Source organism: Pseudomonas sp. V88_4 (genome assembly GCF_029967985.1).
Taxonomy (GTDB): domain Bacteria; phylum Pseudomonadota; class Gammaproteobacteria; order Pseudomonadales; family Pseudomonadaceae; genus Aquipseudomonas; species Aquipseudomonas glycinae.
This window is the reverse complement of sequence record NZ_JASCAF010000043.1, coordinates 197637-219075: the sequence shown is the minus strand read 5'-3', so window position 1 is coordinate 219075 and position 21439 is coordinate 197637. Positions and strand designations below refer to the sequence as shown.

The window sequence follows — 21439 nt, the reverse complement described above, 5'->3', positions numbered from 1 at the left end:
CCGCAAAGAAACGCCGCCATGATAACCAGTCGGGGGCCGCTTGTCCGGCCCGGTCGCTCGAAGGCCCCAGCCGAAAGCAGAATTTGAGTGGAGATGAGCATGAGTGCAGTTGAAAGCGTCGGCCCACAGGCATTGCCGGCACTGCAGGAACAGGTCGAGCAGATCATCGCCGAAGCCAGGCGCCAGGGGGCCAGTGCCTGTGAAGTAGCGGTCTCGCTGGAACAGGGCCTGTCGACGTCGGTGCGTCAGCGTGAAGTCGAAACGGTCGAATTCAACCGCGATCAGGGCTTTGGCATCACCTTGTATGTCGGTCAGCGCAAAGGCTCGGCCAGCACCTCCGCCACCGGGCCGGATGCGATTCGCGAGACCGTCGCTGCGGCGCTGGCGATTGCCAAGCACACCTCCGAAGACGAGGCCTCGGGGCTGGCTGATGCTGCGCTGATGGCCCGGGATATTCAGGATTTCGATCTGTTCCACCAATGGGACATCACCCCGGAGCAGGCCATTGAAAAGGCATTGCTCTGCGAAGCCGCCGCGTTCGACGCCGATGCGCGCATCAAGAATGCCGATGGCACCACGTTGAGCACTCATCAGGGCTGCCGCGTGTACGGCAACAGCCACGGTTTCATCGGCGGTTACGCCTCGACCCGGCATAGCCTGAGCTGCGTGATGATCGCCGAGGCCGAGGGCCAGATGCAGCGTGATTACTGGTACGACGTGAATCGCCAGGGCAGTTTGCTGGCGGATCCGGTGAGCATCGGCCAGCGTGCTGCGCAGCGGGCGGCGAGTCGCCTCGGTGCGCGTCCGGTGCCGACCTGCGAAGTGCCGGTTTTGTTTTCGGCAGAACTGGCGGGTGGGTTGTTCGGCAGCTTTCTGTCGGCGATTTCCGGCGGCAGTCTGTACCGAAAATCGTCGTTCCTTGAAGGCACCTTGGGGCAGAAGCTGTTCCCGGAATGGCTGACGATCGACGAACGCCCGCACCTGATGCGTGCCATGGGCAGTGCTTCCTACGATGGTGACGGCCTGGCGACCTATGCCAAACCGTTCGTCGAGAAGGGCGAGTTGGTGTCGTACATTCTTGGCACTTATTCCGGTCGCAAACTCGGCATGCCGAGTACCGCCAACGCGGGCGGTGTGCACAACCTGTTCGTCACTCATGGCGATGAAGATCAGGCCGCTTTGCTGCGACGCATGGGGCGTGGGTTGTTGGTCACCGAGTTGATGGGCCACGGTCTGAACATGGTGACCGGTGATTACTCGCGCGGTGCGGCAGGTTTCTGGGTCGAGAACGGTGAAATCCAGTTCGCGGTGCAGGAAGTGACCATCGCCGGCAACATGCGTGACATGTTCAAGCAGATCATCGCGGTCGGTAACGATCTGGAGCTGCGCAGCAACATTCGCACTGGTTCGGTGTTGATCGAGAAGATGACTGTCGCGGGCAGCTAAGCCGCAGGCAGGTACAAAAAAGGCGCGCCACCCGATTGGGAGGCGCGCCTTTTTTTGTGTCTGCAAATTTTTCGAGCTGATGAGGGCAGCAAAAAGCGGCTCTTGTTTTGGTTCTCATTATCATCTAATAATAAATCTCATTATCGGATGAGCCCAGGATCATGAGTTCTGCCTTGCACGAGCAGCCGTACCTCGAAAGCTGGCGCTGGATGAGTCGCCAGATCCGTTGCGCGATGGATTCCGACGAACCACGACTGATCGAACATTACCTGGCCGAAGGCCGGTATCTGGCCTGCTGCACGGCGACCTCGCCCTGGATGATCGCTGAAACCTCCTTCCGTCTGCTGCTCGACACGGCCACCGACATCGCGCTGCCGTGGCATTGGCGCAGCCTGTGTCTCGATCAAGCCTGGCGGCCCTTGCGTGAAATGGAGCGCCTCTTGCTGTGCAAGTGCCGGCTCAAACGCTGGCAAAGCTACACCTGGCAATTGGCGACCTGCGAGTTGCTTCCCTCGATTCCTCTCATAGAACTGGTGCAAGGATTTTCAGATGACCAAGACACGTATTGAGCGCGACAGCATGGGCGAACTGCAGGTGCCGGTGGACGCTCTCTACGGCGCGCAGACCCAGCGCGCAGTGGATAACTTCCCGATCAGCGGCAAGCCGATGCCGACCCAGTTCATTCGCGCTTTGATTCTGGCGAAAGCCGCTGCCGCCCGGGCCAACGTTGAACTCAACCAGATCAGTGCCGCGCAAGGCAAAGCCATCAGCGATGCCGCCCAAGGGTTGCTGGAGGGCGACTTCATGCGGCATTTCCCGGTGGATATCTTCCAGACCGGCTCCGGCACCAGCTCCAACATGAACGCCAACGAGGTGATCGCCACGCTGGCCAGTCGTTTGCTCGAGGAGCCAATAAACGCCAATGATCATGTGAACTGCGGGCAAAGCAGCAACGACATTATTCCAACCACTATCCACGTCAGCGCCGCGCTGGCCCTGCACGAACAACTGCTGCCGGCGCTGTTGCATCTGGTGCAAGTGATCGAACTCAAGTCCGAACAAGTCCATCATCACGTCAAGACTGGCCGCACCCACTTGATGGACGCCATGCCGGTGCGCATGAGCCAGGTGCTCAACGGTTGGGCGCAGCAGCTCAAAGCCAATATCGGTCACCTGCAGGACTTGCTGCCAAGCCTGCAATCCCTGGCACAGGGTGGCACAGCGGTCGGTACCGGGATCAATGCGCATCCGGAATTTGCTGCGCGGTTCAGCCGCCAGCTCAGCCAGTTGACCAATGTCCAGTTCACCCCTGGCAAGAATCTGTTCGCCCTGATCGGCTCGCAGGACACCGCTGTGGCCGTATCGGGTCAGCTCAAGGCCACCGCCGTTTCACTGATGAAAATTGCCAATGACCTGCGCTGGATGAACTCCGGCCCGCTCGCCGGCCTCGGTGAAATCGAACTCGAAGGCCTGCAACCGGGCTCGTCGATCATGCCGGGCAAGGTCAATCCGGTGATTCCGGAAGCCACTGCCATGGTGGCCGCGCAAGTGATCGGCAATGACTCGGTAATCACCATCGCCGGTCAGTCAGGCAATTTCGAGCTGAACGTGATGCTGCCGATCATCGCCCAGAACCTGCTGAGCAGCATCGAGTTGCTGGCCAACTCCAGCCGTCTGCTGGCTGACAAGGCCATCGCCAGCTTCAAGGTCAACGAGTCGCGACTCAAGGAAGCGCTGTCGCGCAACCCGATTCTGGTCACTGCGCTCAACCCGATCATCGGTTACCAGAAAGCTGCCGAAATCGCCAAGCAGGCCTACAAACAGGGCCGTCCGGTGATCGACGTTGCGCTGGAGCACACCGATCTGTCGCGCAGCCAGCTGGAAGCGTTGCTCAATCCCGAGAAGCTCACCGCCGGCGGCGTGTAAGCACCGCAACCGCTTTGGAGGTTCACCATGGAGCACTGGAAACGCACGATCGAACGGGCCAATCGCTGCTTCATGCTGGGCGAGCTGATCGACGCCCGCGAGGTTTATCTGCAAGCCCTGGCTTTGGCGCAGGTGCTGTTCGAGCGCTGGGCCGATGCCGACGAAGCGGTGGCGGCCTGTGTCATCTCCCATCACAACCTGGCGGATCTGCATCTGCGCCTGAATCAGCCGGAGGAGAGCGCCGAGTACCTGTGCGCGATCCATCAACGGCTGTTGCAGACCATGCAGGACGAGCGCCTGCGCCCGGCGCTGCGTGAAGCGGCCCTGCGCCAGAGCAGCAAGACCTACGTCGAGCTGCTCAATTTCATCAGCGAACACGGCGAATACCCGCGCACCCAGCGTTTGCTGCACCCGGATACCGGCAATGCGCGTCGCGCACCCGCCTCACATCACCATGGAGTCCACTGAAATGGCTTTTACCCTGCCAGCCTTGCCTTACGCCTACGACGCACTGGAGCCGCATATCGATGCGCAAACCATGGAGATCCACTACACCAAGCATCACCAGACCTACATCAACAATCTGAACGCTGCGGTCGAGGGCACCGAATTCGCGGAATGGCCGGTGGAAAAACTGGTCGCCAGCGTTCAGCAACTACCGGAAAAGCTTCGTGCGGCGGTGATCAATCAGGGCGGCGGGCATGCCAACCATTCGTTGTTCTGGGAAGTGATGGTGCCCAACGGCGGTGGCAAACCGGACGGTGCGCTGGCCAAGGCGATCGATGAGCAACTGGGTGGCCTCGACAGCTTCAAGGAGGCCTTCACCAAGGCTGCGCTGACCCGCTTCGGCAGTGGCTGGGCGTGGCTCAGCGTGATGCCGGACAAGCAACTGGTGGTGGAAAGCAGCGGCAATCAGGACAGCCCGCTGATGAACGGCAACACGCCGATTCTCGGGCTCGACGTGTGGGAGCACGCTTACTACCTCCGTTATCAGAACCGTCGGCCGGAATACATCAGCGCGTTCTACAACGTGATCAACTGGCCAGAAGTCGCTGCGCGTTATCAGGCCGCGCTGGTTTGAGTCTCCTATAAGAACAATTCAAGGCTGACTATGGGCACTGAAACACTGGCGGTCGGAAGTGGACGTATGTTTCGTTACGCAATCGGATCGCTGCTGCTATTGGCGGGCATGACCCTGCTGGTCGCCCACGGACTCGAATGGCTGAATCTGGAGCCGAGATTGTCCCGGGCATTGCAGGGCGGGGCGATTTGCGCCCTTGGCACCGCACTCGGGGCTGTTCCGGTGCTGGTGATTCGCAACATGCCTCAGGCATTGGGGGATACGCTGTTGGGTTTTGGCGCCGGCGTGATGCTGGCGGCAACCGCGTTTTCGCTGATCGTGCCGGCAATCGCCGCCGCCGAAGGTCTGGGGTTGAGCCCTTGGGGCGCAAGCGGCCTGATCTGCTTTGGCATCATGCTCGGGGCGTTTGGCCTTTATCTGGTTGATCGCCGGGTCTCGGGCGCCTCGCCGGAAATGCTCATCGGCACTGTCGAGCATCCGGTGATTCCGCCGCGGATCTGGTTGTTCGTGTTCGCCATCATTGCCCATAACATCCCGGAAGGCATGGCGGTCGGTGTCTCGGCGGGTGGTGGAATGCCGGACGCAGACAGTCTGGCCATGGGCATTGCCTTGCAGGATGTGCCGGAAGGGCTGGTGATTGCACTGGTACTGGCCGGTGCCGGGATGTCGCGGGTCAAGGCATTCTTGATTGGCGCAGCGTCAGGTCTGGTCGAGCCGGTGTTCGCGCTGCTCTGTGCCTGGCTGGTCAGTCTTGCCGAGTTATTGCTGCCATTGGGCTTGGCGTTGGCGGCGGGTGCCATGCTGCTGGTGGTGACTCACGAGGTCATTCCGGAGTCGCGACGCAATGGTCATGAGAAGCTGGCGAGCCTGGGCTTGTTGACCGGATTCTGTCTGATGATGGTGATGGACACGGCATTGGGCTGAAACGCAGGAGGGAGCTGGCTCCCTCGCTTCAAGCGTTTTCAGCCACCTTCATCGAAGTAGTTGTTGATCAGCGCAACCAGCGCATCCATGGCTTCCTGTTCCTGGTGGCCTTCGGTACTCAGGTGGATTTTGGTGCCCTTACCCGCAGCGAGCATCATCATCGCCATGATGCTTTTACCGTCAACCGTGGTTTCCGGGGTACGGCCGACTCTGATCGTGCAATCGGGAAACTGGCCCGCCACGCCGACGAATTTTGCCGATGCGCGAGCATGCAGGCCCAGTTTGTTGATGATTTCTATTTCCCGAGCAGGCATCGCGGTGTGAATCCTTTAGCTGAGGTCGCGGTGGCGGACCTGGACGTTCTTCAGGGTCTTCTGCAGCGCCTGGCCAAGACGTTCGGTCAGGTAAACGGAGCGGTGATGCCCGCCGGTGCAGCCGATGGCAATGGTGACGTAAGCGCGGTTGCTCGCGGCGAAGCGCGGCAGCCATTTGTGCAGGTACGTGTAAATATCCTGGTACATCTCCTCGACCTCGGGCTGAGCGGCCAGATACTCCGCGACCGGCTGATCGAGACCGGATTGCGCGCGCAGTTCCGGCTTCCAATACGGGTTCGGCAGGCAGCGTACATCGAACACCAGATCCGCATCCACCGGCATGCCGCGTTTGAAACCGAACGACTCCACCAGAAACGCCGTGCCCGGCTCCGGCTGGTTCAACAGGCGCAGTTTGATGGTGTCGCGTAGCTGGTACAGGTTGAGATGGGTGGTGTTGATCTTCAGATCGGCGAGATCGGCAATCGGGCCGAGCAGGGCGCTTTCATCCTGAATGGCTTCTGCCAGCGAACGATTGGCGTTGCTCAGCGGGTGGCGGCGGCGAGTTTCGGAGAAACGCTTGAGCAGGGTTTCTTCGTCGGCATCCAGATACAGGACATCGCATTGAATATGCTTGGCGCGTACGTCCTCGAGCAATTCCGGAAATCGACTCAGATGGCTCGGCAGATTGCGTGCGTCGATCGATACCGCCACCAGTGGCTGCGCCAGTTCGGTGTGAATCAGGGCACGTTCGGCCAGCTCCGGCAGCAGGCCGGCCGGCAGGTTATCAATGCAGTAGTAACCGTTGTCCTCAAGGACATCCAGGGCAGTACTTTTACCCGAGCCGGAACGGCCGCTGACAATGATCAAGCGCATGATTACGGCCTGTTCTGCTCTTCCAGTACAACCTGGTACAGGGCTTCGTTGCTTGGCGCGCTGCGCAGTCTGTCGCGCACGTCCTTGCGGTCGAGCATGCTGGCGATCTGGCGTAAAAGCTCCAGGTGCGCATCGGTGGCAGCTTGCGGCACCAGAAGGACGAACAGCAGATCCACAGGCGCGCCGTCGATAGCGTCGAAATCGATAGGGGCATCAAGGTGCATCAGCGCACTGATCGGCGCTTCGCAGCCCTTGAGGCGGCAGTGAGGAATGGCGATGCCGTTGCCAAAACCGGTTGAACCCAGTTTTTCACGGGCAATCAATGCCTCGAAGACATCTTGCATCTCCAGATCCGGGACTTCCCGGGCGATCAGGTTGGCAATTTGTTCGAGGGCTTTCTTTTTACTGCCGCCCGGCACGTTCACCAGGGAACGGCCGGGGGTCAGGATACTTTCAAGTCGGATCATGGGGTTGGGGGTTATCGACCGGTAGCGCCCTGAAGCAGGCTCTGGGTCTTTTCCTTATGCTTTTTGAGTTGTTTATCAAGCTTGTCGGTCAACGCGTCGATCGCAGCGTACATATCGGTATGTTCCGCGTTTGCGACGACCTCATTGCCGGGAATATGCAGCGTGGCTTCGATTTTCTGCTTCAGCTTTTCGACGCACATCGTGACCTGTACGTTGGTGATCTTGTCGAAATGCCCTTCGAGCTTCTTGAGCTTGAGCTCGATGTACTCGCGCAGAGGCTGGGTAACTTCCAGTTGGTGTCCACTGATGTTGACTTGCATACAGCTTCTCCTTCGTTGCCAGTGCATAAAGCGGCAGGCCGAAAAGCCTGCCACTGGAACGCTGTAACGTGGCTTACATCAACCGCTTGCGTTCGCTCGAAGGCGCGATCCCGAGGGATTCGCGGTACTTGGCGACGGTGCGGCGAGCCACCTGAATGCCTTGTGCCTCCAGTAAACCAGCGATCTTGCTGTCACTCAACGGCTTTTTCTGATTTTCCGCGGCAACCAGTTTCTTGATGATCGCGCGGATCGCCGTGGACGAGCATTCACCGCCTTCTGAGGTGCTCACATGGCTGGAGAAAAAGTATTTCAGTTCATATATGCCCCGCGGGGTATGCATGAACTTTTGCGTGGTCACGCGGGAAATCGTCGACTCGTGCATGCCCACCGCTTCAGCGATGTCATGCAGGACCAGCGGCTTCATCGCTTCGTCGCCGTACTCCAGAAAGCCGCGCTGGTGCTCGACGATCTGGGTGGCCACTTTCATCAGGGTTTCGTTGCGGCTCTGCAGACTCTTGATGAACCAGCGGGCTTCCTGCAACTGATTGCGCATGAAGGTGTTGTCGGCACTGGTATCGGCGCGCCGCACGAACCCGGCGTACTGGGCATTGACTCGCAGGCGCGGCACCGACTCCTGGTTCAGTTCGACCAGCCAGCGCTCGTTGTCCTTGCGCACGATGACGTCAGGTACCACGTATTCGGCTTCGGTGGACTCGATCTGCGAACCGGGGCGCGGGTTGAGGCTCTGCACCAGTTCGATGACCTGGCGCAGTTCGTCTTCCTTGAGTTTCATGCGGCGCATCAGCTGGCTGTAGTCGCGGCTGCCGAGGAGGTCGATGTAATCGGTGACCAGACGCTTGGCCTCTGCCAGCCAGGGGGTCTTGGCCGACAGCTGGCGCAATTGCAGCAGCAGACATTCGCCCAGGTTGCGTGCGCCGATGCCGGCCGGTTCGAATTGCTGGATGCGGTGCAGGACGGCTTCGATCTCGTCCAGCTCGATGTCGAGTTCCGGGTCGAAGGCGTCGAGGATTTCTTCGAGGGTTTCGTCCAGGTAGCCCTGATTGTTGATGCAATCGATCAGGGTCACAGCGATCAGGCGATCGGTGTCGGACATCGGTGCCAGGTTCAGCTGCCACAGCAGATGGCTTTGCAGGCTCTCGCCGGCGGAGGTGCGGGTTGTGAAGTCCCACTCGTCATCGTCGCTGCTCGGCAGGCTGCTGGCGCTGGTCTGGTAGACGTCTTCCCAGGCGGTGTCTACCGGCAGTTCGTTGGGGATTCGCTCGTTCCATTCGCCGTCTTCGAGGTTGTCGACTGTCGGCGCGGCCTCCTGATAGGAAGGTTCCTGGATCTCGGTGTTGGGCTTCTGTTCGGCGTTGTCGGCCATGGGATCGGAGTTGTCGAAGTCGTCGCCGTCTTCCTGGCGTTCGAGCATCGGATTGGATTCCAGCGCCTCCTGGATTTCCTGTTGCAGATCCAGGGTCGACAATTGGAGCAGGCGGATGGCCTGTTGCAGCTGCGGTGTCATCGTCAGCTGCTGGCCCATTCTCAAGACTAGCGATGGTTTCATGGCAGGGGCTTAACACCTTATTCGCCGGCGCTATGCGCCATCCACTACAGGGCGCCGAAGCGCCAAACTTAAGCAAATTATATGCCTGAAACTGTCGTGTTTGCCTAGAGCGCTGTAACAATAAAAGCGTAGAAAAATGCGCTTCAACGTTACAGCATCCGGACGGCAGGTCGAATGCTCTCACGCTTACAGGCGGAACTCGTGACCCAGATACACTTCCTTGACCAGATCGTTGGCGAGGATGGTCGCGGAGTCGCCTTCGGCGATCAACTGGCCGTCATTGACGATGTAGGCGGTTTCGCAGATATCCAGCGTCTCACGGACGTTGTGGTCGGTGATCAATACACCGATACCCTTGGCCTTGAGGTGGTGGATGATCTGCTTGATGTCGCCGACCGAGATCGGATCGACACCGGCGAACGGTTCGTCGAGCAGGATGAACTTCGGTGCCGTAGCCAGTGCGCGGGCGATCTCCACGCGGCGGCGTTCGCCACCGGACAGGCTCATGCCGAGGTTGTCGCGGATGTGGCTGATGTGGAATTCCTGCAGCAGGCTTTCCAGCTCCTTGCGACGACCGGCCTTGTCGAGCTCCTGACGGGTCTCGAGGATGGCCATGATGTTGTCGGCTACCGACAGTTTGCGGAAGATCGATGCTTCTTGCGGCAGATAGCCAATACCGGCCTTGGCGCGGCCGTGCATCGGCTGGTGGCTGACGTCCAGGTCGTCGATCAGCACGCGACCCTGATCGGCCTGCACCAGGCCGACGATCATGTAGAAGCACGTGGTCTTGCCGGCGCCGTTCGGGCCGAGCAGGCCGACGATCTGACCGCTGTCGATCGACAGGCTGACATCGCGCACGACCTGGCGGCTTTTATAGGCCTTGGCCAGGTGCTGAGCTTTCAGAGTTGCCATTACTGGGTTTTCTCGTCGGTTTTCTTCTTCGGCTGGATCACCATGTCGATGCGCGGACGCGCTTCGGTGACCTTGTTGCCGGTTGCGCGACCGGCGCTGGCCAGTTTCTTCACCGTGTCATAGACGATTTTCTCGCCCTGAGTGGTGTTGTTGTCCTTGTCGACGACTTTCGCCTTGTCGATCAGCACAACGCGGTTTTGCGCGGCGTGGTACTGAATGGTCACGCCCCAGCCCTGTACGGGCTTGGTGTCGCCGGCCGTCTGCAACTGCTCGAAGTAGGCAAGGTTGCCCACCGAGGTCACGACGTCGATGTCGCCGGTCGGGGTGCGGGTGATGGTCACGGTGTTGCCTTTGACGATCATCGAACCCTGAGTGATGATCACGTCACCTTTATAGGTGGCAACGCCATTCTTGTCGTCCAGCTGGGCATCGTCGGCCTGAATGCGGATTGGCTGCTCTTGATCGTTCGGCAGAGCCCAGGCGCTCACGCTTCCCAGTGCTGCGCCCAGACTGAGCAAAATAGGGAGGGTTTTAACGAGCCTCATACTGTCCTCTTACGTTCGATAGCAGGTGTATCCTGCTTTCCTTCAAATACGCTTTCATTCCTACGCCAGTCGATACACCGCCAGCGCCGTCGATTCTAACGGGTTGCTGGGTCTGCGCATATTGCTGCTGAGGGAACACCGTCATGCGTGTGCTGGTAATCAGGGTGTCGCGGTTCTTTTCGTCGGTGCGCTTGACCCGAACCGAGTCGATCAGCTCGACCTCGGTGCCACCGGAGTTCACTTCGCCGCGTTCACTGGTCACGTGCCATGGAAAATCGGTGCCACGGAACATGTTCAGATCGGGTTTGGTGACCAATGTAATGTCGGTCGCCTTGACGTGCTCGGCCTTGTCGGACGTCATTTCGTACTGCACTTTGCCGTCTTCGAGGTACTGGATCGTGTGCGTATTGGTTGCATACCAGTCGATCGGGCTTTCCTCTGCCGAAACCGGCGGTTTGTCGAGGAAACGTTCCGGGCTGATGTTCCAGTAGCCGACAGCGCCGAATATCGCTGCGATACAACCGAACAACAAGATGTTGCGAAACTTTTTGCTAAACATGGTTGGACTCACAGGTACGCATTGTTGGCGGCGTCGAGGCTACCTTGGGCGCGCAGGATCAGTTCGCAGAATTCACGGGCGGCACCTTCGCCACCACGGGCCTGGGTGACGCCATGTGCGTGTTCGCGAACAAAAGGGGCGGCGTTGGCAACGGCCATGCCCAGCCCTACGCGGCGGATCACGGGCAGGTCGGGCAAATCGTCGCCGAGGTAAGCCACTTGTTCATAGCTTAGGCCCAGTTGCTCCAGAAGACCGTCGAGAACCACCAGTTTGTCTTCGCGACCCTGAAACAGGTGCGGGATGCCCAGGTTCTTTGCCCGACGCTCGACCACCGGAGTCTTGCGACCGCTGATGATGGCGGTCTGTACGCCGGCGTTCATCAGCATCTTGATGCCCTGACCATCGAGCGTGTTGAAAGTCTTGAACTCGCTGCCATCTTCAAGGAAGTACAGTCGCCCGTCGGTGAGAACACCGTCGACGTCGAAAACCGCCAGTTTGATGGCTTTGCCGCGTTGCAGCAGATCGGTGCTCATTTACATCACTCCTGCGCGCAGCAGATCGGAGAGGTTGAAGGCGCCGATCGGGCGATCCTCTTCATCCACGACAACCAGCGCGTTGATTCGGTGGTCTTCCATGATTTTCAGGGCTTCGGCGGCGAGCATCTCGGCGCGGGCGGTCTTGCCGTGAACGGTCATCACCTGGTCGATGGTGGCGCTGTGGATATCAATGCTGCGATCCAGAGTGCGGCGCAGGTCGCCGTCAGTGAAGATCCCGGCCAGTTTGCCGTCAGCTTCAAGAATCACAGTCATGCCCAGACCCTTGCGGGTCATTTCCATCAGCGCGTCCTTGAGCAGCGTGCCTCGTTGAACCTGAGGCAGTTCCTGCCCGGCGTGCATGACATTTTCCACTTTCAGCAGCAGGCGTCGGCCCAGTGCGCCGCCGGGGTGGGAAAAGGCAAAGTCTTCAGCGGTGAAGCCGCGCGCTTCCAGCAGTGCCACGGCCAGGGCGTCGCCCATGACCAGTGCCGCGGTGGTCGAAGAGGTTGGCGCGAGGTTGAGCGGACAAGCTTCATGTTCGACGTGAACGTTGAGATTGACCTCGGCGGCCTTGGCCAGCGGCGATTGCGGGTTGCCGGTGACGCTGATCAACTCGATGCCCAGGCGCTTGATCAGTGGCAGCAGGGTGACGATTTCGTTGGTGGAACCGGAGTTCGACAGGGCCAGAATCACATCGTCACGAGTGATCATGCCCATGTCGCCATGGCTGGCTTCGGCCGGGTGCACGAAAAACGCCGGGGTGCCGGTGCTGGCCAGGGTGGCGGCAATCTTGTTGCCGATGTGCCCGGACTTGCCCATGCCGACCACGACAACACGGCCCTTGCTGGCCAGAATCATCTCGCAAGCGCGTACGAAATCGGCGTCGATATGGGGCAACAAGCCTTGTACGGCTTCCACTTCGAGGCGGATGGTGCGTTGTGCCGATTGAATCAGGTCGCTGGTTTGGCTCATGTCAGAAATCGTATAGCCCGATGAAAAGGCGGCGATTATAGCGGTTATGTTGAAAAGCCTCACGCAAGTTCGTCGCGCATTGTCATTCCTCGTTACCAAAACTCTGCAAATAAGGCTTTGAGCCCTTCAACTCGCAGAATGCGGACCGGTGCAGGCCTTGGGCGCTTGCCCTTTGCAGTGATATAGTTCGCCGCCAGTTCGGCCTGCCCGGGATGTAGGGGCTTTCTCAAGAAAGCCAGGCGTCCGAGTGAGAGGCTGCATCGCAAGGAGTTTAGATGAGTGCCGATAACGCCTACGCGGTCGAGCTGAAGGGAGTCTCCTTCAAGCGCGGTGCGCGGAGCATTTTCAATAACGTCGATATCCGCATCCCGCGCGGCAAGGTCACCGGCATCATGGGGCCTTCCGGGTGTGGCAAGACCACGCTGTTGCGCCTGATGGGCGCCCAGTTGCGGCCATCCAAAGGCGAGGTCTGGGTCAACGGCCAGAACCTGCCGAAGCTGTCGCGCAGCGATCTGTTCGATGCGCGCAAGCACATGGGCGTGCTGTTTCAGAGCGGCGCGCTGTTCACCGATCTCGATGTATTCGAGAACGTCGCCTTTCCGCTGCGCGTTCATACCGAACTGCCGGACGAGATGATCCGCGACATCGTGCTGCTCAAGTTGCAGGCAGTAGGACTGCGCGGTGCGATCGAGCTGATGCCTGACGAGCTGTCCGGCGGCATGAAGCGTCGTGTTGCCCTGGCCCGGGCGATTGCCCTCGATCCGCAGATCCTCATGTACGACGAACCGTTCGTCGGCCAGGATCCGATCGCCATGGGCGTGCTGGTTCGCCTGATCCGTCTGCTCAACGATGCACTGGGGATCACCAGTATCGTGGTTTCCCACGATCTGGCGGAAACCGCGAGCATCGCCGACTACATCTATGTCGTAGGTGATGGACAAGTGCTGGGGCAGGGTACGCCGGACGAGTTGATGAACTCGGATGAGCCGCGTATTCGTCAGTTCATGACCGGCAACCCCGATGGCCCGGTCCCGTATCACTTTCCAGCGACGGATTACCGCGCAGATCTTCTGGGGAAGCGCTGATGCGCAGAATTTCATTAATAGAACGCGTGCGTCGATTCGGCGAAGCAGCCATCGACGCTGTCGCGGTATTCGGCCGGGCGACCCTGTTCCTGTTTCATGCCCTGCTGGGGCGTGGCGGCATCAGCGGCGGTTTCGGCCTGTTGGTCAAGCAGTTGCATTCCGTTGGCGTGATGTCGCTGGTGATCATCGTGGTTTCCGGGATCTTCATCGGCATGGTGCTGGCGCTGCAAGGCTTCAGTATTCTGTCGAGCTATGGTTCGGAGCAGGCTGTTGGGCAGATGGTTGCCTTGACCCTGCTGCGGGAGCTGGGTCCGGTGGTGACTGCGCTGCTGTTCGCTGGTCGTGCCGGTTCGGCGCTGACGGCGGAAATCGGCAACATGAAGTCCACCGAGCAGTTGTCCAGCCTGGAAATGATCGGCGTGGATCCGCTCAAGTACATCATTGCCCCGCGTCTGTGGGCCGGCTTCATTTCCCTGCCGGTGCTGGCGATGATCTTCAGCGTGGTCGGCATCTGGGGCGGTTCCTGGGTCGCGGTCGACTGGCTGGGCGTCTATGAAGGCTCCTACTGGGCGAACATGCAGAACAGCGTGAACTTCTCCAGCGATGTGCTCAATGGCGTGATCAAAAGTATCGTTTTCGCCTTTGTCGTGACCTGGATCGCCGTATTCCAAGGCTATGACTGTGAGCCCACTTCCGAGGGCATCAGTCGTGCCACCACCAAGACCGTTGTGTTTGCCTCGCTGGCAGTGCTCGGCCTGGACTTTATTCTGACCGCTTTGATGTTTGGAGATTTCTGATGCAAAACCGCACCCTGGAAATCGGTGTCGGCCTGTTCCTGCTGGCAGGGATCCTGGCCTTGTTGCTGCTGGCCCTGCGGGTCAGTGGCCTGTCTCCGACTTCGACCACCGATACCTACAAGCTTTACGCCTATTTCGACAATATCGCCGGTTTGACGGTCAGAGCCAAAGTGACCATGGCGGGTGTGACCATCGGCAAGGTCACCGCGATCGATCTGGACCGCGACAGCTTCACCGGTCGGGTGACCCTGCAAGTGGATAAAAGCGTCGACAATCTGCCGACCGACTCCACAGCATCTATCCTGACAGCGGGTCTGCTGGGCGAGAAATACATCGGTATCAGCGTGGGCGGGGAAGACACCCGCCTGAAGGATGGTGGAACCATCCACGACACGCAGTCGTCTCTGGTACTGGAAGACCTGATCGGTAAATTCCTGCTCAATACCGTTAGCAAAGACGCCAAATGAGGAGCTTTTGAATGATCTCTACCTTGCGACGTGGCCTGTTGGTGTTGCTTGCGACGCTGCCGTTGATGGCTAACGCCGTGGCGGCACAGTCGGCGCACGATCTGGTTCAGGACACTACAAACCGGATGCTCGCCGATCTGTCGGCCAATAAAGAGAAGTACAAGCAGGATCCGCAGGATTTCTACACGGCGCTGAACACCATCGTCGGCCCTGTGGTAGATGCCGAAGGCATTTCCAAGAGCATCATGACGGTCAAGTATTCGCGCAAGGCAACCCCGGCGCAGATGAAGACCTTCGAGGAAAACTTCAAGCGCGGCCTGTTCCAGTTCTACGGCAACGCCTTGCTCGAGTACAACAACCAGGGCATCACCGTCGATGCGCCCAAGGATGAATCGGGCGACCGCACCAGCGTCGGCATGACCGTCAAAGGCAACAACGGCGCGATCTACCCTGTGCAGTACACCCTGGAGAAGATCAACGGCGAGTGGAAACTGCGCAACGTGATCATCAACGGCATCAACATCGGCAAGCTGTTCCGTGACCAGTTCGCCGACGCGATGCAGCGCAATGGCAACGACCTGGACAAAACCATCAACGGCTGGGCCGGGGAGGTCGCCAAGGCCAAGCAGTCGGCCGAGCAGAACGAGAAACCTGCCCAATGACCGAGTCGGCCATTCGTCTGGACGAAGCCAGTCAGCTGCAGCTCAGCGGTGTGCTGGATTACCGCACCGGCCCTGACCTGCGGGAGCAGGGCCGGGCGCTGATCAAATCGTGCAATGCCCCGGCATTGGTGATTGATTGCTCGGCGGTGGAGAAGTCCAGCAGTGTCGGTCTGTCGCTGCTGCTGTGCTTCATTCGCGACGCAAAGGCCGCCGGCAAGGCGGTCAGCATTCGCGGGATGCCCGAAGACATGCGCGAAATTGCTCAGGTCAGCGAACTGACCGAGCTGTTGGCGCAACCCTGAACCCGCATCAATAGAGAAGCCCCCCGTCAGAGTCCTGCGCAGCGGGGTTCGCAGGCGCGGGGCTTTTTTGTATGATGTCCGACCCGTGCGCACAGGGCGCCGATTGAGGTTGAGCATGCAGGCCGTAGAAGTGAAGAGCTTCCTTGAAGGAAAGCTGCCAGGAACGCAGGTGGAAGTTGAAGGCGAAGGCTGCAACTTCCAGCTGAACGTGATTAGTGATGAACTGGCGGCGTTGAGCCCGGTCAAGCGTCAGCAAAGCATCTATGCCCATTTGAACCCTTGGATTGCCGATGGCAGCATCCACGCGGTCACTATGAAATTTTTCAGCAGCGCGGCCTGGGCCGAGCGCACCTGAGCCCTAGGGCGTCGAGATTCTTATGGATAAATTGATTATTACCGGTGGCGCTCGTCTTGATGGCGAGATCCGCATCTCCGGGGCGAAGAACTCCGCCCTGCCGATTCTGGCCGCCACCCTGCTGTGCGATGGCCCGGTGACTGTTGGCAACCTGCCGCACCTGCACGACATTACCACCATGATCGAGCTGTTCGGTCGCATGGGCATCGAGCCTGTGATCGACGAAAAGCTCAGCGTCGAAATCGACCCGCGCACCATCAAGACCCTGATCGCCCCGTACGAACTGGTGAAAACCATGCGTGCCTCGATCCTGGTGCTGGGCCCGATGGTTGCGCGTTTCGGTGAAGCCGAAGTCGCTCTGCCTGGTGGTTGCGCCATCGGTTCGCGTCCGGTCGACCTGCACATCCGTGGCCTGGAAGCCATGGGCGCGGTCATCGACGTCGAGGGTGGCTACATCAAGGCCAAGGCCCCTGAAGGCGGTCTGCGCGGTGCGCACTTCTTCTTCGATACCGTCAGCGTGACCGGTACCGAGAACATCATGATGGCTGCCGCTCTGGCCAAGGGCCGCAGCGTGTTGCAGAACGCCGCCCGCGAGCCTGAAGTGGTCGACCTGGCGAACTTCCTCAACGCCATGGGCGCCAAGGTCTCCGGTGCCGGCACCGACACCATCACCATCGACGGCGTCGAGCGTCTGGGTTCGACTTTCTACAAAGTCATGCCTGACCGTATCGAGACCGGCACCTATCTGGTAGCCGCTGCGGTCACCGGTGGCCGCGTGAAGGTCAAGGACACCGATCCGACGATTCTCGAAGCGGTTCTGGAAAAGCTGCGTGAAGCCGGCGCCGAAATCACCAGCGGCGAAGACTGGATCGAGTTGAACATGCACGGCAAGCGCCCGAAAGCAGTCAACGTGCGCACCGCACCGTACCCGGCATTCCCGACCGACATGCAGGCGCAATTCATCTCGCTCAACGCCATTGCCGAAGGCACCGGTGCCGTGATCGAGACGATCTTCGAAAACCGTTTCATGCACGTTTACGAACTGCACCGCATGGGCGCCAAGATCCAGGTCGAAGGCAACACTGCCATCGTGACCGGTACTGAAATCCTCAAGGGCGCGCCAGTGATGGCAACCGACCTGCGGGCCTCGGCCAGTCTGGTGATCTCGGCCCTGATGGCCGAAGGCGATACCCTGATCGACCGCATCTACCACATCGACCGTGGTTACGAGTGCATCGAGGAAAAACTGCAGATGCTGGGCGCCAGGATCCGTCGCGTTCCGGGCTAGTCGCTGCATCTGGACACAGGGAAGTGTCCGTTGAATTCGTTTTGATCGGGGGTGGTAATGCCCTCGATGTATGTCCGGCGCCGTTTGCGACCGGACATGAGTACCTTGATAAGGACTGACGTTTCCCATGTTGACCATCGCACTGTCCAAGGGCCGCATCCTTGACGACACCCTGCCGCTTCTCGCCGAAGCGGGCATCGTGCCGACCGAGAATCCGGACAAGAGCCGCAAGCTGATCATCCCCACGACCCAGGAAGACGTTCGCCTGTTGATCGTGCGGGCCACCGACGTGCCGACCTATGTCGAGCATGGCGCGGCCGACCTCGGCGTTGCCGGTAAAGACGTGCTGATGGAATACACCGGCCAGGGCCTGTACGAGCCGCTGGATCTGCAGATTGCCCAGTGCAAGCTGATGACCGCCGGCAAGGTCGGCGCGGTCGAGCCCAAGGGCCGCCTGCGCGTCGCCACCAAATTCGTCAATGTCGCCAAGCGTTACTACGCCGAGCAGGGCCGTCAGGTCGACATCATCAAGCTCTACGGCTCGATGGAGCTGGCGCCACTGATCGGCCTGGCCGACAAGATCATCGACGTGGTCGACACCGGTAACACCCTGCGCGCCAATGGCCTGGAACCCCAGGAACTGATCGCCACGATCAGCTCGCGTCTGGTGGTCAACAAGGCTTCGATGAAAATGCAACACGCCCGTATCCAGGCGTTGATCGACACCCTGCGCAAGGCAGTGGAGTCTCGACACCGCGGCTGATTTACCTGCGCGACGTCAAGTTGCGCCGTCTATCCGCCTCATAGCCAGAATCTCAGGTGCCCAAGCGGATCGAATGGTAGTTTCGGGCGCCTGAGTTTTTGCCATTCCTATGAGGCTCTCGCTATGACCGCACCGACTGCAATTCGCCGACTCAACGCTGCTGACCCGGATTTCGCGCATCATCTGGATCATCTGCTGAGCTGGGAAAGTGTGTCTGACGACTCGGTCAATCAGCGGGTGCTGGACATCATCAAGGCTGTGCGCGAGCGCGGTGACGCGGCGCTGGTCGAGTTCACCCAGAAATTTGACGGCCTTGAAGTCGCCTCGATGGCGGACCTGATCCTGCCGCGCGAGCGCCTGGAACTGGCCCTGACCCGCATCACTGTCCCACAACGCGAAGCGCTGGAAAAAGCCGCCGCCCGCGTGCGCAGCTATCACGAGAAACAGAAGCAGGACTCCTGGAGCTACACCGAAGCCGACGGCACCGTGCTGGGTCAGAAGGTCACGCCACTGGATCGCGCCGGTCTGTACGTGCCGGGCGGCAAGGCGTCGTACCCGTCGTCGGTGTTGATGAACGCGATTCCGGCCAAGGTTGCCGGTGTCACTGAAGTGGTGATGGTGGTGCCGACTCCGCGTGGCGAGGTCAACGAACTGGTGCTGGCAGCGGCGTGCATCGCCGGCGTCGACCGGGTGTTCACCATCGGTGGTGCACAAGCCGTTGCCGCATTGGCCTATGGCACCGAGAGCGTGCCGCAGGTGGACAAGGTCGTCGGCCCGGGCAACATCTATGTCGCCACTGCCAAGCGTCACGTGTTCGGTCAGGTCGGCATCGACATGATTGCCGGCCCGTCTGAAATCCTCGTGGTGTGCGATGGCCAGACCGATCCGGACTGGATCGCCATGGACCTGTTCTCCCAGGCCGAGCACGACGAAGACGCCCAGGCGATTCTGGTCAGCCCGGACGCCGAGTTCCTCGACAAGGTCGCCGCGAGCATCGACAAACTGCTGCCGACCATGGATCGCGCAACCATCATCGAAACCTCGATCAACGGTCGTGGCGCCCTGATCCACGTGCGCGACATGGCCCAGGCCATCGAAGTCGCCAACCGCATCGCCCCGGAACACCTTGAACTGTCTGTCGCCGACCCGCAGGCCTGGCTGCCGCAGATCCGGCACGCCGGTGCGATCTTCATGGGTCGCCACACCTCCGAGGCGCTGGGCGACTACTGCGCAGGCCCGAACCACGTGCTGCCGACCTCCGGCACCGCGCGTTTCTCCTCGCCGCTGGGCGTGTATGACTTCCAGAAACGTTCGTCGATCATCTTCTGCTCCGAAGAAGGTGCTTCGGAACTTGGCAAGACTGCATCGATTCTGGCCCGTGGCGAATCGCTGAGCGCCCACGCGCGCAGCGCCGAATACCGCATCAAAGACGAAGTGAAGGGGAACTGAACATGAGTAAATTCTGGAGCCCGTTCGTCAAGGATCTGGTGCCTTACGTACCCGGTGAGCAGCCGAAGCTGACTCGTCTGGTCAAACTCAACACCAACGAAAACCCGTACGGCCCGTCGCCAAAAGCCCTGGCGGCGATGCAAGCCGAACTCAACGACAACCTGCGTCTGTATCCGGATCCGAACAGCGACCTGTTGAAAAATGCCGTCGCCAAGTACTACGGCGTACAGAACAATCAGGTGTTCCTCGGCAATGGCTCGGATGAAGTGCTGGCGCACATCTTCCACGGTCTGCTGCAACACGATCAGCCGATCCTGTTCCCGGACATCAGCTACAGCTTCTATCCGGTCTACTGCGGCCTTTACGGCATCACGTTCGATGCAGTGCCGCTGGATGCCCAGTTCCGGATCAACCCGGCTGACTACGCCAAGCCGAACGGCGGGATCATTTTCCCCAACCCGAACGCACCGACCGGTTGCCTGCTGGCGCTGGAAGCGGTCGAGCAGATTCTCAAGGCCAGCCCGGATTCGGTAGTGGTGGTCGACGAGGCCTACATCGACTTCGGCGGCGAAACCGCGATCAGCCTGGTGGACCGTTATCCGAACCTGCTGGTGACTCAGACCCTGTCCAAGTCCCGTTCGCTGGCGGGCCTGCGGGTCGGTCTGGCGGTCGGCCACCCGGACCTGATCGAGGCGCTGGAGCGGATCAAGAACAGCTTCAACTCCTACCCGATCGATCGCATGGCGAATGTCGGTGCGGCAGCGGCGTTCGAGGATCGCGAATACTTCGACAAGACCTGCGCACTGGTCATCGATAGTCGCGAGTGGGTGGTTGCGCAGTTGCAGGCCAAGGGCTTTGAAGTGCTGCCGTCAGCGGCGAACTTCATCTTCGCCCGGCATCCGCAACACGATGCGGCAGGGCTGGCAGCCAAACTGCGTGAACAGGGCGTGATCGTGCGCCACTTCAAGCAGGAGCGGATTGCCCAGTTCCTGCGGATCTCGATCGGCACGCCGGAACAGAATCAGGCGTTGATCGACGGTCTGGGCGAACTCTGAAACGACGCTGATCCCTGTGGGTTTCGTCCCACAGGGATCAGCGTTGGTTCATTCATGATGCGGTTCGCCCAGGAACGTCAACGAACTGAACAACCCCCGACTGCTCACCTCTGCATTGTCCTTCACCGGCACCTCCACCTGCGCCGCAATCACATTCAATCCCTCGTTACGCACCAGCACCTGAGCGCGGCCGTCCTTGTCGGTTTCAGTGCTCAAGGTATTCGGCGCGCTGCGGTAGTCACCGATCAACTTCACGCCCGCTGCCGGTTTGCCATCCAGCAACACCCGCACCGGCAATGATTTCCCCGGGCCGACGGTCAGCGGATCGACCTCCGGCAAAATCAGCAATTTGATCTGATTGAGTTTGGGCAGCTTCGCTCCCGGCTGATAAATCGCCAGGCTGTACTTGAGGGTCTCGGTCGACTCGATGGCGCCCGGTACCTTGCTGCGTCCCTCATTGATCCATTTCTTGTCGGCGGTTTGGGACCACATGCCATTGTTCAGGGCCACGGCCATTACCGCCGGCGGTTTCAGCGGTTGCAGTCGCGCATGATCGGTCAGGCGCTGCACGTTGACCGGAATCATCTTGCCGCTGACGTCATATGCCCATGCACCGCTGATTTTCTGCGCTTTGAACGCGTTGTCTTCTGCGCCGTGGCCGTAGATCACTTCGATATTGCCGCGTCGTTGTTCGGTCCACAGACCATGCGCTGATGCTTGGCCAGCGAACAGCGCAGCGATGATCAATAAGAGTTTGCCGTAATGCATGGTGAC

General features: G+C 59.9%; 27 protein-coding genes. 16 read left to right on the top strand and 11 right to left on the bottom strand.

The window, feature by feature from the left end; genetic code table 11:
- Positions 1 to 93 precede the first annotated feature (93 nt).
- The 6 genes from pmbA to QLG12_RS20370 all read left to right on the top strand — a co-directional run bounded on the left by pmbA (position 94) and on the right by QLG12_RS20370 (position 5377).
- The gene (gene pmbA, locus QLG12_RS20395) at positions 94 to 1446 is read left to right on the top strand and encodes a metalloprotease PmbA (protein WP_282475131.1); all 1353 of its coding nucleotides are present in this window, start codon (positions 94 to 96) and stop codon (positions 1444 to 1446) included.
- A gap of 161 nt (positions 1447 to 1607) precedes the next feature.
- Positions 1608 to 2015: a FagA protein gene (locus QLG12_RS20390; protein ID WP_197869694.1), complete on the top strand. Its 408-nt coding sequence runs from the start codon at positions 1608 to 1610 to the stop codon at positions 2013 to 2015.
- Positions 1996 to 3372: a class II fumarate hydratase gene (locus tag QLG12_RS20385; RefSeq protein WP_197869695.1), complete on the top strand. Its 1377-nt coding sequence runs from the start codon at positions 1996 to 1998 to the stop codon at positions 3370 to 3372. Before QLG12_RS20390 ends, QLG12_RS20385 begins: the two co-directional genes overlap by 20 nt.
- A gap of 27 nt (positions 3373 to 3399) precedes the next feature.
- The gene (locus tag QLG12_RS20380; protein ID WP_197869696.1) at positions 3400 to 3840 is read left to right on the top strand and encodes a hypothetical protein; all 441 of its coding nucleotides are present in this window, start codon (positions 3400 to 3402) and stop codon (positions 3838 to 3840) included.
- Position 3841: 1 nt separating this feature from the next.
- The gene (locus QLG12_RS20375) at positions 3842 to 4453 is read left to right on the top strand and encodes a superoxide dismutase (protein WP_197869697.1); all 612 of its coding nucleotides are present in this window, start codon (positions 3842 to 3844) and stop codon (positions 4451 to 4453) included.
- 30 nt (positions 4454 to 4483) lie between these two features.
- Positions 4484 to 5377: a ZIP family metal transporter gene (locus QLG12_RS20370; protein ID WP_197869698.1), complete on the top strand. Its 894-nt coding sequence runs from the start codon at positions 4484 to 4486 to the stop codon at positions 5375 to 5377.
- Positions 5378 to 5415: 38 nt separating this feature from the next.
- Here the strand turns inward: QLG12_RS20370 and QLG12_RS20365 are convergent, their stop codons facing one another.
- From QLG12_RS20365 to QLG12_RS20320, 10 genes are all read right to left on the bottom strand, one after another.
- Complete coding sequence (locus tag QLG12_RS20365; protein WP_064382532.1) at positions 5416 to 5691, bottom strand: HPr family phosphocarrier protein; 276 nt, start codon at positions 5689 to 5691, stop codon at positions 5416 to 5418.
- 15 nt (positions 5692 to 5706) lie between these two features.
- Entirely contained in the window at positions 5707 to 6564 is an 858-nt protein-coding gene (rapZ, locus tag QLG12_RS20360) for an RNase adapter RapZ (RefSeq protein WP_064382531.1), read from the bottom strand.
- 2 nt (positions 6565 to 6566) lie between these two features.
- Positions 6567 to 7031, bottom strand: a complete 465-nt coding sequence (gene ptsN, locus QLG12_RS20355; protein ID WP_064382530.1) for a PTS IIA-like nitrogen regulatory protein PtsN — start codon at positions 7029 to 7031, stop codon at positions 6567 to 6569.
- Positions 7032 to 7042: 11 nt separating this feature from the next.
- Positions 7043 to 7351, bottom strand: a complete 309-nt coding sequence (gene raiA, locus QLG12_RS20350) for a ribosome-associated translation inhibitor RaiA (protein WP_011332471.1) — start codon at positions 7349 to 7351, stop codon at positions 7043 to 7045.
- Between the two features lie 73 nt (positions 7352 to 7424).
- Positions 7425 to 8918, bottom strand: coding sequence for an RNA polymerase factor sigma-54 (locus QLG12_RS20345; protein ID WP_064382529.1), 1494 nt, complete (start codon positions 8916 to 8918; stop codon positions 7425 to 7427).
- 186 nt (positions 8919 to 9104) lie between these two features.
- Positions 9105 to 9830, bottom strand: coding sequence for an LPS export ABC transporter ATP-binding protein (gene lptB / locus QLG12_RS20340; RefSeq protein ID WP_007953572.1), 726 nt, complete (start codon positions 9828 to 9830; stop codon positions 9105 to 9107).
- Positions 9830 to 10375, bottom strand: a complete 546-nt coding sequence (gene lptA, locus QLG12_RS20335) for a lipopolysaccharide transport periplasmic protein LptA (protein ID WP_197869699.1) — start codon at positions 10373 to 10375, stop codon at positions 9830 to 9832. Before lptA ends, lptB begins: the two co-directional genes overlap by 1 nt.
- Complete coding sequence (gene lptC / locus QLG12_RS20330; RefSeq protein ID WP_007953568.1) at positions 10362 to 10934, bottom strand: LPS export ABC transporter periplasmic protein LptC; 573 nt, start codon at positions 10932 to 10934, stop codon at positions 10362 to 10364. The genes lptA and lptC overlap by 14 nt, the downstream gene beginning before the upstream one ends.
- A gap of 8 nt (positions 10935 to 10942) precedes the next feature.
- Positions 10943 to 11467: an HAD family hydrolase gene (locus QLG12_RS20325; RefSeq protein WP_039769294.1), complete on the bottom strand. Its 525-nt coding sequence runs from the start codon at positions 11465 to 11467 to the stop codon at positions 10943 to 10945.
- Positions 11468 to 12442 carry a KpsF/GutQ family sugar-phosphate isomerase gene (locus tag QLG12_RS20320; protein ID WP_197869700.1) on the bottom strand — a complete coding sequence of 325 codons (975 nt, stop codon included), beginning with the start codon at positions 12440 to 12442 and terminating at the stop codon, positions 11468 to 11470.
- A 275-nt stretch (positions 12443 to 12717) separates the two neighbouring features.
- Between QLG12_RS20320 and QLG12_RS20315 the strand changes: the two genes are divergently transcribed.
- From QLG12_RS20315 to hisC, 10 genes are all read left to right on the top strand, one after another.
- Positions 12718 to 13527, top strand: coding sequence for an ATP-binding cassette domain-containing protein (locus QLG12_RS20315; RefSeq protein WP_197869701.1), 810 nt, complete (start codon positions 12718 to 12720; stop codon positions 13525 to 13527).
- Positions 13527 to 14324 (top strand): lipid asymmetry maintenance ABC transporter permease subunit MlaE, encoded by a 798-nt coding sequence (gene mlaE, locus QLG12_RS20310; protein WP_197869702.1) that lies wholly within the window; start codon positions 13527 to 13529, stop codon positions 14322 to 14324. Before QLG12_RS20315 ends, mlaE begins: the two co-directional genes overlap by 1 nt.
- On the top strand, positions 14324 to 14791 hold the full coding sequence (mlaD, locus tag QLG12_RS20305; protein ID WP_007953559.1) for an outer membrane lipid asymmetry maintenance protein MlaD: 468 nt from the start codon (positions 14324 to 14326) through the stop codon (positions 14789 to 14791). Before mlaE ends, mlaD begins: the two co-directional genes overlap by 1 nt.
- 11 nt (positions 14792 to 14802) lie before the next feature.
- Entirely contained in the window at positions 14803 to 15453 is a 651-nt protein-coding gene (locus QLG12_RS20300) for an ABC transporter substrate-binding protein (protein WP_236193231.1), read from the top strand.
- A complete protein-coding gene (locus QLG12_RS20295; RefSeq protein WP_064382524.1) occupies positions 15450 to 15755 on the top strand; it encodes an STAS domain-containing protein in 306 nt (101 codons plus the stop codon). The genes QLG12_RS20300 and QLG12_RS20295 overlap by 4 nt, the downstream gene beginning before the upstream one ends.
- Before the next feature lie 115 nt (positions 15756 to 15870).
- Positions 15871 to 16110: a BolA family protein gene (locus tag QLG12_RS20290; RefSeq protein WP_007953556.1), complete on the top strand. Its 240-nt coding sequence runs from the start codon at positions 15871 to 15873 to the stop codon at positions 16108 to 16110.
- A gap of 22 nt (positions 16111 to 16132) precedes the next feature.
- Positions 16133 to 17398: a UDP-N-acetylglucosamine 1-carboxyvinyltransferase gene (gene murA, locus QLG12_RS20285; protein WP_064382523.1), complete on the top strand. Its 1266-nt coding sequence runs from the start codon at positions 16133 to 16135 to the stop codon at positions 17396 to 17398.
- A gap of 127 nt (positions 17399 to 17525) precedes the next feature.
- Entirely contained in the window at positions 17526 to 18161 is a 636-nt protein-coding gene (hisG, locus tag QLG12_RS20280) for an ATP phosphoribosyltransferase (RefSeq protein ID WP_007953554.1), read from the top strand.
- A gap of 123 nt (positions 18162 to 18284) precedes the next feature.
- Positions 18285 to 19610 carry a histidinol dehydrogenase gene (gene hisD / locus QLG12_RS20275; RefSeq protein ID WP_236193230.1) on the top strand — a complete coding sequence of 442 codons (1326 nt, stop codon included), beginning with the start codon at positions 18285 to 18287 and terminating at the stop codon, positions 19608 to 19610.
- A 2-nt stretch (positions 19611 to 19612) separates the two neighbouring features.
- Entirely contained in the window at positions 19613 to 20665 is a 1053-nt protein-coding gene (hisC, locus tag QLG12_RS20270) for a histidinol-phosphate transaminase (RefSeq protein ID WP_197869705.1), read from the top strand.
- A 48-nt stretch (positions 20666 to 20713) separates the two neighbouring features.
- Here hisC and QLG12_RS20265 read toward each other — a convergent pair whose 3' ends face one another.
- The gene (locus tag QLG12_RS20265; protein ID WP_085654632.1) at positions 20714 to 21433 is read right to left on the bottom strand and encodes a DUF4198 domain-containing protein; all 720 of its coding nucleotides are present in this window, start codon (positions 21431 to 21433) and stop codon (positions 20714 to 20716) included.
- Between the last annotated feature and the right edge of the window lie 6 nt (positions 21434 to 21439).